The organism is Serratia sp. J2 (genome assembly GCF_046269175.1).
Taxonomy (GTDB): domain Bacteria; phylum Pseudomonadota; class Gammaproteobacteria; order Enterobacterales; family Enterobacteriaceae; genus Chania; species Chania fonticola_C.
Genome location: NZ_JBKABN010000004.1, coordinates 192,857 through 208,575 on the forward strand (window position 1 = coordinate 192,857; position 15,719 = coordinate 208,575).

General features: G+C 52.6%; 15 protein-coding genes. 7 read left to right on the top strand and 8 right to left on the bottom strand.

From position 1 onward, the window contains the following. Nucleotides 1-8 precede the first annotated feature (8 nt). On the top strand, nt 9-884 hold the full coding sequence (locus ACKWMY_RS06180) for a D-hexose-6-phosphate mutarotase (RefSeq protein WP_199061773.1): 876 nt from the start codon (nt 9-11) through the stop codon (nt 882-884). 123 nt (nt 885-1,007) lie between these two features. Here the strand turns inward: ACKWMY_RS06180 and ACKWMY_RS06185 are convergent, their stop codons facing one another. Beyond that, on the bottom strand, nt 1,008-1,712 hold the full coding sequence (locus ACKWMY_RS06185) for a MipA/OmpV family protein (protein WP_037434855.1): 705 nt from the start codon (nt 1,710-1,712) through the stop codon (nt 1,008-1,010). A gap of 493 nt (nt 1,713-2,205) precedes the next feature. Here ACKWMY_RS06185 and yeaG point away from each other — a divergent pair, with 493 nt between their 5' ends. Together yeaG and ACKWMY_RS06195 are read left to right on the top strand one after the other, a co-directional pair. After that, entirely contained in the window at nt 2,206-4,140 is a 1,935-nt protein-coding gene (yeaG, locus tag ACKWMY_RS06190) for a protein kinase YeaG (protein ID WP_021806619.1), read from the top strand. A 103-nt stretch (nt 4,141-4,243) separates the two neighbouring features. Beyond that, nucleotides 4,244-5,512: a YeaH/YhbH family protein gene (locus ACKWMY_RS06195; RefSeq protein ID WP_024485395.1), complete on the top strand. Its 1,269-nt coding sequence runs from the start codon at nt 4,244-4,246 to the stop codon at nt 5,510-5,512. 228 nt (nt 5,513-5,740) lie between these two features. Here ACKWMY_RS06195 and ACKWMY_RS06200 read toward each other — a convergent pair whose 3' ends face one another. The 5 genes from ACKWMY_RS06200 to cspA all read right to left on the bottom strand — a co-directional run bounded on the left by ACKWMY_RS06200 (nt 5,741) and on the right by cspA (nt 8,947). After that, nucleotides 5,741-6,175, bottom strand: a complete 435-nt coding sequence (locus ACKWMY_RS06200) for a DUF2570 family protein (protein WP_074029253.1) — start codon at nt 6,173-6,175, stop codon at nt 5,741-5,743. A 312-nt stretch (nt 6,176-6,487) separates the two neighbouring features. Next, nucleotides 6,488-7,150, bottom strand: coding sequence for an anti-sigma factor domain-containing protein (locus tag ACKWMY_RS06205; protein ID WP_199061777.1), 663 nt, complete (start codon nt 7,148-7,150; stop codon nt 6,488-6,490). Beyond that, nucleotides 7,147-7,701: a sigma-70 family RNA polymerase sigma factor gene (locus ACKWMY_RS06210; protein WP_024528767.1), complete on the bottom strand. Its 555-nt coding sequence runs from the start codon at nt 7,699-7,701 to the stop codon at nt 7,147-7,149. Before ACKWMY_RS06210 ends, ACKWMY_RS06205 begins: the two co-directional genes overlap by 4 nt. Nucleotides 7,702-7,761: 60 nt before the next feature. Next, nucleotides 7,762-8,322 carry a fasciclin domain-containing protein gene (locus tag ACKWMY_RS06215; RefSeq protein WP_024528766.1) on the bottom strand — a complete coding sequence of 187 codons (561 nt, stop codon included), beginning with the start codon at nt 8,320-8,322 and terminating at the stop codon, nt 7,762-7,764. Between the two features lie 412 nt (nt 8,323-8,734). Further along, on the bottom strand, nt 8,735-8,947 hold the full coding sequence (cspA, locus tag ACKWMY_RS06220) for an RNA chaperone/antiterminator CspA (RefSeq protein WP_024485401.1): 213 nt from the start codon (nt 8,945-8,947) through the stop codon (nt 8,735-8,737). Between the two features lie 359 nt (nt 8,948-9,306). Here cspA and ACKWMY_RS06225 point away from each other — a divergent pair, with 359 nt between their 5' ends. Further along, complete coding sequence (locus ACKWMY_RS06225) at nt 9,307-9,483, top strand: GhoT/OrtT family toxin (protein ID WP_024528765.1); 177 nt, start codon at nt 9,307-9,309, stop codon at nt 9,481-9,483. 45 nt (nt 9,484-9,528) lie between these two features. On the opposite strand, the gene ACKWMY_RS06230 is transcribed toward ACKWMY_RS06225, so the two are convergent. Next, on the bottom strand, nt 9,529-11,646 hold the full coding sequence (locus tag ACKWMY_RS06230) for a TonB-dependent siderophore receptor (RefSeq protein WP_409486042.1): 2,118 nt from the start codon (nt 11,644-11,646) through the stop codon (nt 9,529-9,531). 324 nt (nt 11,647-11,970) lie between these two features. Between ACKWMY_RS06230 and ACKWMY_RS06235 the strand changes: the two genes are divergently transcribed. The 3 genes from ACKWMY_RS06235 (at nt 11,971) to ACKWMY_RS06245 (ending at nt 14,625) form a co-directional block, all read left to right on the top strand. Further along, nucleotides 11,971-12,453: a hypothetical protein gene (locus ACKWMY_RS06235; protein ID WP_074029259.1), complete on the top strand. Its 483-nt coding sequence runs from the start codon at nt 11,971-11,973 to the stop codon at nt 12,451-12,453. 295 nt (nt 12,454-12,748) lie between these two features. Then, nucleotides 12,749-13,309, top strand: coding sequence for a 3'-5' exonuclease (locus ACKWMY_RS06240; protein ID WP_409486043.1), 561 nt, complete (start codon nt 12,749-12,751; stop codon nt 13,307-13,309). A 122-nt stretch (nt 13,310-13,431) separates the two neighbouring features. Next, nucleotides 13,432-14,625 carry a multidrug effflux MFS transporter gene (locus tag ACKWMY_RS06245; protein WP_074029261.1) on the top strand — a complete coding sequence of 398 codons (1,194 nt, stop codon included), beginning with the start codon at nt 13,432-13,434 and terminating at the stop codon, nt 14,623-14,625. A gap of 2 nt (nt 14,626-14,627) precedes the next feature. On the opposite strand, the gene dadX is transcribed toward ACKWMY_RS06245, so the two are convergent. Continuing rightward, nucleotides 14,628-15,704, bottom strand: coding sequence for a catabolic alanine racemase DadX (dadX, locus tag ACKWMY_RS06250; protein WP_308870432.1), 1,077 nt, complete (start codon nt 15,702-15,704; stop codon nt 14,628-14,630). Between the last annotated feature and the right edge of the window lie 15 nt (nt 15,705-15,719).

A 15,719-nucleotide genomic window follows, 5' to 3' on the forward strand; every position in this document is an offset into this window, starting at 1 on the left:
GCAACAACATGAACGAAAAAATCTTCACCCTACCCGTTAGCGAACAAATCACCCCTTTTATCAGCCAACGCCAACTGGACGAACTGCCAGTGGTGGTGGTTTCTCACCCGAAAGTCCGTGCGGCCATTACTCTGCAAGGGGCCCATCTGCTGGCCTGGCAACCAAGCGGTGATAAGCCGGTGTTTTGGCTGAGCAACAATACGCCATTCAAAAACGGCGTGGCGATCCGCGGCGGCGTCCCGATCTGCTGGCCGTGGTTTGGCCCGGCAGGTAGTCCATCCCACGGTTTTGCCCGTAATCAGCCATGGCAGCTCACCGCGCACGATGAAGACGAAAACGGCGTGATCCTGACCTTCACGCTGCAAGACAACGAACAAACCCGCAAATTGTGGCCACATGCTTTCACCCTGATCGCCCGCTTCAAGCTGGGTGAAGAGTGCGAGATGGAGCTGGAATCACACGGTGATTACCAGGCTACCGCTGCTCTGCACAGCTATTTCCAGATCGGCGACATCGACAAGGTGAAAGTTGCCGGTTTGGGCGAGCATTATATCGATAAGGTGGCGAAGGGGATCGAGGCACGTCAGGTTGGCGAGCTGGAGTTTACCGGGCAAACCGATCGCATCTACACCCAGGCAACGCCTTGCAGCCTGATCAAAGATCCGGTATTGCAAAGGACTATCGAGGTCAATCATCACCATATGAGCGATGTGATCGCCTGGAACCCAGGCGTCGAGCTTTCCTGCAGCATGGCCGACATGCCAAACGACGGTTACAAAACCATGGTTTGTGTGGAAACCGGGCGCGTGAGCAAGCCGCTGATCGCCTCAGGGGAGCAACCTGCCCGCTTGGCGATGAAAATCCGCAGCATTAAAAACAGCTGATCAAACTGGGGCGAGTCATTTCGCCCCTCTTCTCGTCATCATCGACCGCACCACAGATGTGCAAAAGGAGCGTTTCCGCCCCTTTTCGATGCACTCACTGCACCAAGATAATGCACCGTACGCTTAGAAGGTGTATGTCACACCCGTCCACAGCATGCCGGTATAAGATTTATCAACCATTGGGCTGTCTTTAACTTCGCTGTCCAGGCGCGTATAACGCCCCGTGAAGAAGGCATTCCAGTTGGCGTTGATATTATAGTTGGTGGTCAATTCGACGTATGGCGACCAGCTATCGCTCGGCTTGTATGTATTGAAGGTACTACGGCGTGACTCATCGCCATTGATGCCATAGTAGTATTTGTTCTGGTTTGAGCTGTTCCAGTTTACCCCGATGCCCGGAGCAAAACTCCAGGAGTCCACCTGGAACTTATAGAGATAGGCAATATCGCCCACCAGGCCGTTACTGTTGTTCAGCGTATCGCCAGAGAAGGCCGTACGGATCGTTCCCCACTCAGCCCTATGTGTAAAGGCCACACCGGCCATCATGGTGCTACGGCGCTTGTCCAACTGCTTCATGCGATCGTCGTCACTGTCGCCTGGCTTATAGTGCAACGGTGAGTAATAGGCGATCAGGCTCAGCTGATTTTGCTGATCTTTCCACAGGTTGTAACCGGCCAACAGCGTATGGAAGTAAAAATCATCGCCATCGTAATTGATGATAGGAACGGGATAGACACGATCCTGATAACCACGATAAGGATCGGGGCTGACCAGCGCTGAAGCACCGAGTGACCAGCTTCCTGCCTGAGCACTGTGCGCACAAACCATTGCGGAAGCGATAATTGCTAGCGTTTTGAGTTTAGATATCTTCACTGGCTTTTTCCATAGATAACAAGATGTAATTAACCGCTATAGTTTATGTGAAAACCGAGGAGCCTGCCGGATCTTTACAATAGAAAACAACCAAGATCGAATAACTTAGAACCCAAAGATGAATTATTGATGGCAAAAAGATGACGTTTTTTGCCGCAACCCGCGCCAGACAAGGCATTTGCCGCCCCTAGCCATAACTGAGTCATTGAAATGACTTAAAAAAGACCCTTTCTCTTGCAGGAAATTTTCCAGTATGCAACTAAGCTTAAAATCAGAAGGTGAATTTAGGCTGAGCCCAGTGGCAATACAGCGCAACTCGCGAGAATAAGCGCACCAAGTTGGCATACGGGTTGCTGTACTCAGTCATAGCTTCACGCTTTCGGGAGCCAGAATACCAACACCAGCTCCTTTTTTAACCTGTGCTAATAACGAAAGGACGGGCATCGCCATGAACATATTTGACCACTATCGCCAGCGCTACGAAGCTGCCAAGGACGAAGAGTTCACACTGCAGGAATTTCTTTCCATCTGCCGGCAAGATCGCAGTGCCTATGCCAATGCGGCAGAACGTCTACTCATGGCTATCGGTGAACCAGTCATGGTCGATACCGCGCTTGAGTCGCGTATGTCTCGCCTGTTCTCCAACCGCGTGATCGCACGCTATCCAGCATTCGAGGAGTTCTACGGCATGGAAGAAGCTATCGAACAGATAGTTTCTTACCTGAAACACGCTGCCCAGGGCCTCGAAGAGAAGAAACAAATCCTTTATCTGTTGGGCCCGGTGGGTGGTGGTAAATCCTCGCTGGCAGAACGGCTGAAAGCCTTGATGCAGCGTGTGCCAATTTACACCCTGAGCGCCAACGGCGAGCGCAGCCCGGTCAACGACCATCCGCTGTGCCTGTTCAACCCGCAGGAGGATGCCACTATTCTGGAAAAAGAATACAACATCCCGACGCGCTATCTTGGCACCATTATGTCGCCGTGGGCCGCGAAACGCCTGCATGAGTTCGGCGGTGACATCACCAAATTCAAAGTGGTGAAGGTTCGTCCTTCAATACTTGAACAAATTGCCATCGCCAAAACCGAACCGGGCGACGAGAACAACCAGGATATTTCTGCGTTGGTCGGTAAAGTGGATATCCGTAAATTGGAAAACCATGCGCAGAACGATCCGGATGCCTATGGCTATTCCGGCGCACTGTGCCGCGCCAACCAGGGGATCATGGAGTTCGTAGAGATGTTCAAAGCGCCTATCAAGGTGCTACATCCTCTGTTGACCGCCACCCAGGAGGGTAACTACAACGGTACCGAGGGGATCTCTGCCCTGCCGTTCAGCGGTATTATCCTGGCGCACTCTAACGAATCGGAATGGGTGACCTTCCGCAACAACAAAAATAACGAGGCCTTCCTCGACCGTGTTTACATCGTCAAGGTGCCTTACTGCCTGCGGGTGTCGGAAGAGATTAAAATCTACGACAAACTGCTGGATAACAGCGAACTGACCCACGCGCCTTGCGCCCCTGGCACGTTGGAAACGCTGGCTCGCTTTACCGTACTGTCGCGTATGAAAGAGCCAGACAACTCCAGCATCTATTCGAAGATGCGTGTCTACGATGGTGAAAGCCTGAAAGACACCGATCCGAAGGCCAAGTCGTATCAGGAATATCGTGACTATGCCGGGGTGGATGAAGGTATGAACGGCCTTTCGACCCGTTTCGCCTTCAAAATTCTGTCTCGGGTGTTCAACTTTGACCATGCCGAAGTCGCGGCTAACCCGGTACACCTATTCTATATACTGGAACAGCAGATCGAGCGTGAGCAGTTCCCGCAGGATCTGGCGGAGAAATACCTGGAGCACCTGAAAGGCTACCTGATCCCGAAATACGCCGAGTTTATCGGCAAAGAGATCCAGACCGCCTATCTGGAATCCTACTCGGAATACGGCCAGAATATTTTTGACCGCTACGTGACCTATGCAGACTTCTGGATCCAGGATCAGGAGTACCGTGATCCGGATACCGGCCAGCTGTTTGACCGTGAGTCATTGAATGCTGAACTGGAGAAAATCGAGAAGCCAGCGGGTATCAGCAACCCGAAAGATTTCCGCAACGAAATCGTCAACTTTGTCCTGCGTGCCCGTGCCAATAACAGCGGCCGGAACCCGAACTGGACCAGTTACGAGAAGCTGCGTACGGTCATCGAGAAGAAAATGTTCTCGAACACCGAAGAGCTGCTGCCAGTCATTTCCTTTAATGCTAAAACCTCAACGGATGAGCAGAAAAAACACGATGACTTCGTTGACCGGATGATGGAGAAAGGTTACACCCGCAAGCAGGTTCGTCTACTGTGCGAATGGTATCTGCGGGTGAGAAAATCTTCATAAACCGACGACCGCTGACGTCATAGATAGCCTATACCTGGGGATTTCGGGTTGTCGCCTGAAATCCCCAAGGTAGAGAAAGTTGGCAACGTTGTTTGGGGGATGTATGGCGTATTTCATTGACCGACGGCTGAATGGCAAAAACAAGAGCATGGTGAACCGCCAGCGCTTCTTGCGTCGCTATAAGTCGCAAATCAAACAGTCGATTGCCGAAGCCATCAACAAGCGTTCGGTCACCGACGTGGACAGCGGGGAATCAGTTTCGATCCCCGGTGGCGATATCAACGAGCCAATGTTCCATCAAGGGCGCGGCGGTAAACGCCATCGCGTTCATCCAGGTAACGATCACTTCGTACAAAATGACCGCGTTGAACGCCCACAAGGCGGCGGCGGAGGTGGCGGCGGCCAGGGCAATGCCAGCCAGGATGGGGATGGCCAGGATGAATTTGTCTTCCAGATCTCCAAAGATGAGTATCTCGACCTGTTGTTCGAGGATCTGGCGCTGCCCAACCTGAAGAAAAATCAGTACAAACAGCTGACCGAATACAAAACCCACCGTGCTGGCTACACCGCCAACGGCGTGCCGGCCAATATCAGCGTAGTGCGTTCGCTGCAAAACTCGCTGGCGCGACGAACCGCCATGACCGCCGGTAAACGACGTGCTCTGCATGAGCTTGAAGACAGCCTTGCCCAGTTGGAAAACACCGAACCGGTGCAACTGCTGGAAGAAGAGCGCATGCGTAAGGAGATTGCCGAGTTGCGCAAGAAAATCGACAGCGTGCCGTTTATCGACACCTTCGACCTGCGCTACAAGAACTACGAGCGTCGGCCTGAACCCTCAAGCCAGGCGGTCATGTTCTGCCTGATGGACGTTTCTGGCTCAATGGATCAGGCAACCAAAGACATGGCCAAACGCTTTTATATTCTGCTGTATCTGTTCCTCAGCCGAACCTATAAGAACGTTGAGGTGGTCTATATTCGTCACCATACCCAGGCGAAAGAAGTGGATGAGCAGGAGTTCTTCTACTCACAGGAAACCGGCGGCACCATCGTTTCCAGCGCCCTGAAGCTGATGAACGAAGTGGTCGAGGAGCGTTACGATCCTGCACAGTGGAATATCTATGCCGCTCAGGCTTCGGACGGGGATAACTGGGCTGATGATTCACCACTGTGCCATGAACTGTTGTCAAAAAACATTCTGCCGATGGTGCGTTACTACAGCTATATCGAAATTACCCGCCGTGCTCACCAGACGCTGTGGCGTGAATATGAGCATCTGCAGGCGACGTTTGAAAACTTTGCCATGCAGCATATCCGCGAGCCGGATGATATCTATCCAGTGTTCAGGGAACTGTTCCACAAGCAGACTGCGTGAACTAATAGAAAACGGCCAGCAACGAGAGTTAGCTGGCCGTTTTAGCTCCCAGAGGCGCGGCATCCTCACCCTTCCGCCAAGTTCTAACATGCTCAACCGCTATAAATTCAGCAGCACTGCCATTTGATCAACGCTTCGATACGTGAGGCACAGATATCAAGCTCATTCTGGCTCACCTGCAAGGCCATGACAGCATCCCCGAAAGTCTCCCCGGTAAACGGTGTCTTCTCACACTGCTGTAGCAATGCCGCTGGCGGGTATACGTAGATCAGTTGTGGAGCCGGTGGCACCGGTTTTGGTTGCTCCGCGCAGGATATCGAGAGCATCAGCAGGCAACCGCTGATGACCGCAGTCGTTATCCTCCAGCGCTTTGCGTAACGTTCTATTTTCAGCATCGGCTTTCACTCTCTTTTGCTGTTCAATCTGGAGCTGTTGTTCGGTAGCACGACGATCGGCATCCGCTGCACCTTTCAGCGCATTGATGGTTTCATCCCTTCTATTCAATGCACTGCCCAACTCCTCATTATCTTTCCGGTACTGGCCTATGTCGGCATTCAACGCATCAATACGCTGACTCATGCCAAACAACAGGGCTGCGAAACCTAAGATCATCAGTAGCTGCCAATGGCCTTTGGAAAACTGGATTAGCCCTGCCAGGTTCATGATAGAGATACCTCGCACTCGGCAGGCTGGCGATTCACCAAATCCCGCAGCTCTTGAGCCTTGGCAAATTTCCAGTAAAGAGAGCGACCGCCAGCATTTTGTTCACTTGTCTGCATTTGAGAAACCCCTGACCAATCCAAGCCACTGCTTGGATGAACAGTATCGCTAAGAAGAAGGATTGGGGATATTCGAAGGGGTTGTACCAGCCATGCCACAACTCACCATCTGCTAATAGTTGGCATTCGCGATGAGAAAAACCCACCGATTATTGTCACCGTCAGTGAAAAATCATCGGCAGGAATATCAATCAGATCAGAGCGAAGTTAACTGGCCGCTGTACAGCACCGGACCGGTAGGAAGCCCTGTAGGTGAGCCACCCGCAGGCTCGAGGCTGATGGCAATGGTCATGCCCTGCGCCAGCGTCATCGAGTTCACTGCCAGCTCGGTCGGCTTCTCTGCAGCAACCAACCCTAAGGAACGCGGCTTTTCACCCGGCGGGATCGCCCACAGTTGCAGGCTATTGGCTACGGCTAGCGTTTGCGGGTTAAGCGGGGTCAGTCTCAGATGGCGTTTGCCACTGTCCATGCTGACAATCCATTGCCCAGTGCCCTGCTGACCCGCATTGAGTACCACTGCCGGAGCAAAATCCGGCGGCTGTGTGATAAAGCGCGGCACCAGCAACAACGCGGCCAAACCGGCTGCCAGCGCCCAACCAAGATAATCCCAGCGTTTACGTCGCGGTACTACCTCAATGGGCAAACTAAGCTGGATTTTTTTCCACACGCGTTCTGGTGGCAATACTGGGGTCAGCGCCAGATCCAACGGAGCCAGCAGCGTTTGCCAACGTGCAACCAAGGCGGCCAGCGTCGGCTCCCGCTGGATACGCTGTTCAAATTTCAACCGCGCGGGCCCGCGCAACGTGCCCAAGGCATATTCCGCTGCTAAAGCCGAGTCATACTCACCTTTGCTTTTCATAGGCCCACACAGTTTTTCAAATGATCCAACGCCCGGCGGATCCAGCTTTTGATCGTGCCAAGCGGTTGTTGCAGATGTGCCGAAACCTCACCATGAGACATGCCTTGGTAGTAAGCCAACACAATGCTCTGCCGTTGTTCAACGTTCAGATGGTTCAGGCACTCGGCCAGTTTTCCAGCCTCCTCACCCAGCAGCAACTGACTGACAGGTTCTTCCGTGCTCGCCCCCAGGTCATCCAGCCACTCCTCTTCCGTTTGCCCCGCCCGGCCACCGGCACCGCGCAGCCAATCAATAGCCTTGTTGCGCACAATGTGCGTCAGCCAGGTCAAAGGGGAGCTGAGATTGGGGTCATAGCTGGCAGCGCGATTCCATACGCTGATAAAGCTTTCGTGTAACACCTCTTCGGCCCAGGACTGGCGACGCAGTAAACGCAGAGCAACGGCAAACAATCGGGGCGAGGTCTGCCGATAGAGTTGTTCAAACGCGTTGCGGTCGCCAAGCGCAACGGCCTGCATCAATTCGACATGCTGTTCGGGAAGTGCTTTGGTCATGTCCTGTCCTATCAAGGTGCGGGTAGCCTTTTGGCAGCCTGCACCTAGTATAGACGGGATTTATTTTGGCAACAGTACGCTATCGATAACGTTGATCACGCCATTTTTCTGATAAACATCATAGGTGCTGATGTTGGCAATATGACCTTGACCATCTTTGAGCTGAATATTGTGGGGGCCGTTATTCATAATCCACAGCGGTTGGCCATTCACCGTTTTCAGCTCGGCTGTGCCGTGCCCTTCCTTGATTTTCTTCTCCAACTGTTTCATATCATAGCGGCCAGCAACCACATGGTAGGTCAGCACTCCGGTCAGTGCCGCCTTGTTCTCAGGTTTGAGCAAGGTATCGACCGTTCCGGCTGGCAGTTTGGCAAAGGCTTCATTGGTCGGAGCAAACACCGTAAACGGACCGGCGCCTTGCAGAGTATCAACCAGGCCAGCAGCCTTTACCGCAGCGACCAGTGTAGTGTGATCTTTGGAGTTGAGGGCATTCTCGACAATATTTTTGCTGGGGTACATGGCGGCACCGCCCACCATTACCGTATCGGACATCATGGCAGCCATTGAGACGCTACTGAGCAACAGTGATGAACACAGGGCAGTACAGAGAAGCTTTTTCATGGTCATATCCTCGAAGGGTGATGTGGGAAGATGTCCTCACATAGCCATATACGTAGTGAACGAGAATATTGGATGCAGTAATCTGGAAATATTTTTCGTGCGGGGAAAATGGATGTAAAAAACCCCGGCGTAAACGCCAGGGTTAAAAGTAGTGCCGGTCGCTTTCCCGGCTGTCATGATGCGGCGCAAGCGTCCATCGAACACTCCAGCATTGCACGGCCTAAGCACGGCCTTTTCACAACAGAAAAGCAAACTTTGGTGAAATTGGCTTTTCTGTCTACCCTCATGGCAAGGAGGATATATTCAACCCCGGCACCAGGCCGGGATTGATGTGGTAGTGTTAATATCGCTTGTCTGCTCCGGCCTAAACCATCATCGCTATTGCAAGTTTCAACCACACTACCGAGTCACATTACATTGCTGTAACGTTAACCGCTGATGGGCCTTTGGCGCCATTTTCGATGCTGAATTCAACCTGCTGGCCTTCATCAAGCGTCTTGTAATCATTACCCTGGATTGCAGAGAAGTGTACGAACACGTCTTTGCTGCCATCAGCAGGAGAAATGAAACCAAAACCTTTACCAGCGTCAAACCATTTTACTAAACCAGTCATTTTATTAGACATAGATACTTCCTTCATTGTTTTTTTAGGCCGCCATAATGGCGAAAGAGGTCTGCAATTCAGTGGAAACTTATGGGGGCACTAGAAGGAAATTCGCGGAAGAAGAGGTATCTGTCGGATATCGCTAATACTGAGAACTACTTTACTAAAACTGCTTTCATAAGGTCTGTACTTCAAACCGATGACGCTATTTACTCATAACCCAGAGTTATTAGCAAGGGCTATTTATAATTAATTTCGATAAGGCGCGCTTTCTCCCGTGCGACAAGCCGCCCTCCCCCCCCTTTTACACCACATTAACACATTGATTACTTGTGGGGAGCCGCCTAGAATGAGCGGTAAAAATTACCGGGATGGTTTTCATGTTATCGCTGTGGGAAGTCACGCAATACGTTTATTTTATTGGCCTGTTGGTTTCGATGATTATCACTTTTCTGGTCAGCCGCGATACCCTCCCCATCCGCCTGCTTAGCGCGCTGATCATCGGCCTGACCTGGCCACTCAGCCTGCCCGTGGTGCTGCTGTTTTCGCTGTTTTAGCGCCTCATCCCGCTAACGTTCAGCGGGATGAGTATGGTTTAGCCGTTAAAAGTCATAGCCCACGGTAGCGATAACCGAACGCCCCGCTCCCCAATAGCAGTAGCCAGTGCCATAGCAGCCAGCAACATATTCCCGGTCTGTCAGGTTATTGGCGTTCAACTGCACATAAGCCCCTTTCAACGACGGTTTTACGCTGGCCAGATCCATGCGCACCGAAGCATCCAGCAGCGTGACCGAAGGAATACGCAGGGTATTCTCATTATCCGCCCACTGTTTGCCAATATAACGTACGCCAGCCCCCAGATTGATACCCAGCCCCGCCTGATACTGCCCCCATAAAGAGGCCATCTGATTAGGTGCCAGGTATGGCGTATTGCCATCGTTACCGTCAACGGCGTCTTTGAATTTCACTTGGTTATAGCTGTAACCCGCAATGACGTTCAGGCGCTCGCTCACCTGGCTACGGGCCTCCAGTTCAATCCCTTGTGAATGTACCTTACCGGCAGGCACATAGTAGCTATCCTTCACCACGCGGTTGGCTACGTCATTCTGCGTCAGGTCATAGAGGGCAATGCTATAGATCGAGCTGCTGCCAGGAGGTTGATACTTCAGCCCAGCCTCATATTGCTCGCTGGTGGTCGGTTTGAGCAGATGCCCCTCTTTATCGGCCAGGACCGCTGGCGTCACCGCAGAGCTGTAGCTCATATACGGCGAGAAACCGCTGTCAAAGTGGTACAGCAAAGAGGCGCGGCCCGTAAAGTGGTCGTCAGTACGGGCATCGGTAGAATCGGTATTCAGCACGGTATTCCTGGTTTCCAACCGGTCAACGCGCCCGGAAAGATTGAGATACCAGTTGTAGAGGCTGACTTCATCCTGCAGATAGACTCCGGTCTGCTCATAACGCCGTTTAGAATCGGTATGACTGAGAATAGTGATACCTGGCCCGCCGGAGACGCCGGTGAACGGATTCAACGGCGTGGCCGAACCAGACTCTTCCCACAGGTTATTGGTAAAACGCTGATAATCCAGCCCCAGCATCACCTTATGTTCCAACGCGCCAGTTACGAATTCCGCCGCCAGTTGGTTATCCACCGCATAAGCATCCAATGACGTATTGGAGCCGCTGTACCAACGGTTCAACTCGCTGCGGTCGGCGTTCCAGCCAATCTGGTAAACCTGCTCCAGCTCCACGTTGGAGTGGGTGTAGCTGGCATTTTGACGGAATGACCAGACGTCATTAAAACTATGTGAGAAGTCATAACTGTAGATTTGCTGCCAACGTTTGAACACATTGCGGCTGCTTTCGCCGTCAAAAAATCCCCGGCCCAGCTTGTCCCCACTGGTGGTATAAATACTGCCGTCTGACGGCACCGCGCTGTGGTAGCCACCGGAAGGGTCTTTTTGCAAATTGGCCTGCAGCAGCAAAGAGGTATTTTCATCCGGTTGCCACAGCAACGAAGGCGAAATCGCATAGCGCTCTTCACGCTGATGGTCATACATGGTGTCGCTGGTGCGGGTAATGCCGGTCAAACGGTATGCCCACTGATCGTTCAATGCCCCAGTCGAATCAAACGCACCGCCTTTGGTATTGTTGTTCCCGGCCATCACATTGACGTGATTTTCACTCGCAAACTGCGGCCGTTTGCTGGTCATCGCCACCAACCCGCCAGGGATACTTTGCCCATACATCACGGAGGACGGGCCCTTAATCACGTCGATGCGTTCCAGGAACCAAGGGTCGATCTGCAAAGCGTTATAACTGCCGCCGTCGCTAAGCAGGCGTAAGCCGTTCAGGAAGGTGTTATTGACGTCGCCACCGTGAAATCCGCGCAGAGCAATAGTATCGTAACGCGTCGCGCCACCAGAGAAGTTAGTAAAAACGCCTGGGGTATATTTCAGCGCATCGTTAACCGTCAAAGCCCCTTGGTCGCTCATCTGTTGACGTGTTACTACGGAGACGGATTGTGCAGTGAGTACCAGAGGCCGATCCGTTTTAGTGGCCCCCTGGCTGGTACTGGCCTCATAGCCATGCGTCGCCGTTTCCGCCGTATCGGCGGGTTTGGCCGTTACCACGAGGGTATCTTCAGCAAAAGAGGTCAGTGGCAGGAAAATCGCTAACGAGCAGTAAAGATAAGAGCGACTGGCAGGAAAAAACGCAGGCATACCTGTATTCCCCATGGGATCCATTGAAATTGCACCGAAAACTTACCGCGCCGGCAACGCTGGCCAGTTTGATGTACAGAGGTTACGGTGCTCTGATGTTGTTAAATAACAAATACTAATAACAATGATAATTATTATCTTTACCAACAATGAATTCAAGTAGCAAAATGCACTCTGGTGATGGGCGTTTCAGGCGGGTTTATTGGCTTATAAATGGGGCTTCATCATAGAAAAAACCTTTTTCTCAGCAGGTTATGCTGTTGAGGCGTTTAGTTTTCATTTAGCTGTTAAGTGCTATAAATCTGGATAACTCAAGGAGAGTGCATGACTCAAACAGTAAATCCCATTTCAGCCCCCTCCAGAAGACTGAAAGTGGTCTATGGCTGGTATGTTTATACGGTGTATGTGTTACTGGTCTTTAATCTCTATCTGGCGGTTTACAACACTTGCGTTCGCCACCCCTTTGAATCACCGTTAATCTCCATGGCTCATAGCCTGTTTATCGCTTTTCTGCTCAGTCAGATCCTGAAGAAACGCAGCGGCTTCAGTTGGGTATTGCTGATCTACTTTATGGTCATGCGCCTGTATTACGCCAATATTTTGCACACTGAGTTCTCCGTCACCAGCCTGAGCCTGGTTTGGGTCGTCATGACGCTGTTGCTGGCTGGTACTCTGTCCGTCAGGCAATTCAACGCTAACAAGGTGCAACAGGAATGGTTGGCGCGCTTTGGTTGGCGCCAATGGGCTGTGTTAGTCGGGATAGCGGCGATATTGACACTATTACTCACCCGCGACTATCTGGGGTGACGGGTGGCTGCGGGATGTGAGGTTCAGAGATATCCACCATGCGGCAGAGTTTACTTAAGTTTTGGGCGTTTTCGCAGATTTTATCGGTAACGTAAACGCCAAAATAGCCTAATACCAGCAGATAGCCGATCATACATAGAATAAAAATAAGTGTTCTCAACGCTAGCTACCAACTCTGCAACATGACTAAAGTCATCATACCGTGAACAGACCGTTTTCGCCTATTTCAAAGTAACTGGATATTCTGCCAGACTGTATGCAGTACCATCACGATCTTGTTCAGCCTGGAGACCCCATGAACCATTTGATGCTAGATATTGAAACGCTGGATATTACCCCGAGCGCAGTGATCCTGGTGGTTGCCGGCGTGTTTTTTAACCCCAAGACCGGTGAGTTAGGGGCAGAATTTGAAGCGGCAGTAAACAGCCAGCAGGAACAACCGGGCCGGACAATCAGTCTGGATACCGTGGCCTGGTGGGCAAAACAGTCAGACGAAGCTCGTAAACTGGCCTTCGGGGGCAGCGAAAGTCTCAAGCGGGTCTTGACCAACCTGAGCCGTTTTATTCATATGCACAGCACCGACACGGTGAAAGTCTGGGGTAATGGCAAAGAGTTTGACTGTTCGATCCTGGAACATGCCTACTACCAGTTGGCAATGCCTTGCCCCTGGAAGTTCTGGGATACCCAAGATGCCCGCACTATCATTACTCTGGCAGAGCTGCATGGTTTCAATCCCAAGAAACAGCGTCCGTTTGAAGGCACACCACACCGGGCGCTGGATGATGCCAAACACCAGGCACGCTACGTTGCGGATACCATTTCAGCGCTTTATTACCGCCAGCCCGCGGCAAAATGATCGCGCCAGGGAAAATCAAGCGCAAACGGTTTCCTGTCTGTCATCAATACGTTATCGCTTCCCATTTGCGGTTGGGATCTCTACTCTAGTCCTCTTTGTCATTCGGATGTGCCATTTTTGTTATGCAAAAATTTCTCTTTCTCCTGCTTAGCCTGGTGTTGCTCGGCCCTCTGGGAATCGATCTCTATCTGCCCACCATTCCTGCCATTGCCCTAGGCCTTAACAGCAGTGAAGCCTTGATCCAATCCACTATTTCGCTGTTTATTCTGGTATTGGGTCTTGGTCAGGTGATCGCCGGTCCGCTGGTAGATAATTACGGCCGTAAGCCGGTGGCCATCGCCGGGATCCTCATTTACATGGTGGGCGCAGCCATGGCCGCGCTGGCGACAACGGCGGAAATTTTTGTCGCTTCGCGCCTGATCCAAGGCGTAGCCGTTTGCTGCACCGCCGTTGTCGCATTCAGTGGCGTGCGCGATCGGATGAATGGCGATGACGCCGCACGAGCTTTCGGTTTCCTCAACGGCACGTTGAATATCATTCCTGCACTGGCCCCGCTGCTAGGTGGCTTGCTGGCAGAAGCTTTCGGCTGGCGCGCCCCATTCTGGTTCCTGGTCGGTTACGCCGCGGCGGTGTTATTGCTGGTCATCTTCTTCCTACCAGAAACCCGCCCCGCCACTACCGTAGCAGTCAAAGGGCTGCCTGTAAGACAGTATCTGCGCATTCTTGGCGATCGCCGTTTTATTACCTTTGCCATAGTTAATGCCGGGGCGATGGGGATGGCGCTGACCTATGTGTCATTAGCACCTAACGTGCTGATGGGTACCGCCGGGTTAACACCGTTGCAGTTCTCTTTGGTATTTGGTGCCAACGGTTTCTGGATCATGCTGGTCAGCTTTGTCGCCAACCGCATCATTCACAAGATTGGCCGCCCTTTCTGTCTGGCGACCGGCGGCATACTGATGGGGTTAGGCTGTCTAGCTTTAGTGTTGGGCGTGGCACTGCTGGGTGAAGCTGCACAAAGCCATTGGTTGGCTTATATCCTGCCCGTGGCCTGCGCCTGCGCCGGATTGGCTTTTGTCATGGGGCCGTCAACCAGCTATGCGTTAGAGCCTTACTCTAACGAAGCAGGTGTGGCTTCAGCACTGGTAGGCTTTATTCAGATGGCAGGAGGTGCCGCATTGGGCCTGATCGCCATGGCGTTACCGCTGCAGCCCAAACTGTCGCTGGCGTTAGTGATGTTGGTAGGTTGCCTGCTGGCGCTACACGCACGGCAGCGCAGCAAGCAAATCAAAGGGCAGTTGAAAAAGATCGCCTGAAGCTATTTCTCAATAACAATAGGCACTCGTGCCGCCAAGGCTGTCAGCAGCTCGTAACCCAAGGTTCCGGCTGCGGCAGCCACATCATCAACGTGCAGATGCCTCCCCCACAGTTCGACGTCAGTGCCAATGGTTGCCTGCGGGCACGGCGTCAAATCCACCGTCATCATATCCATGGAAACTGAACCCACGGTATGCGTCAGAATACCGTCCACCCAGACCGGAGTGCCGGTGGGCGCATGGCGAGGGTAGCCGTCCGCATAACCACAGGCTACGACGCCGATACGCTGCGCCCTACCAGCGGCATAACGCCAGCCATACCCTACCCGATCTCCCGCTTGCAGCTGTTGGATGCCAATGATTTTGCTGCTCAGCGTCATCGCCGGTTGCAAACCGGTGTCGGCGATGTCCTGCCAGTTGCCGCTGGGCGATGCGCCATAAAGTATAACCCCCGGCCTCACCCATTCCCCCTGCGTCTGCGGGTGCCACAAGGTGGCCGCCGAGTTGGCCAGACAACGCGGCAGATCAACCGCAGCAGTGGCGCGGTCAATCACGGCCATTTGCTCCGTTACACCTTCAGCACCGTCGGCGGTGGCAAAGTGGCTCATCAGCGTTATCGAACCAATATTACGCAGCTCCTTTGCGGTTAACCATGCGCTGTGCAAGCGCTCAGGGGCAAACCCTAGGCGGTTCATACCACTGTTCAACTTGAGATAAACATCCAGTGGGGCCTGTAAACGCGCTTCGGCAATAGCCTGTAGTTGCCAGTCGCTGTTCACCGCAGTGGTTAACCGGTAACGATCGATCAGCATCAGGTCGGCGGGCTGGAAAAAACCCTCCAGCAACAGAATCGGCCCCTGCCAGCCAGATTCGCGTAGTAACACTGCCTCGGCCAGATCGAGCAAGGCAAAACCATCGCTATTCTCGCCCAGGCTGCGCCAGACATGCTGCAAACCGTGGCCATAAGCATTGGCCTTAACAACGGCCCAGATTTTAGCCGACGGAGCAAAACGACGAACTACCTGCAGGTTATTGGTCAACGCGGCCAAATGCAGCGTAGCGGTAATCGGGCGAGGCATGGGCTCTCCTATCAG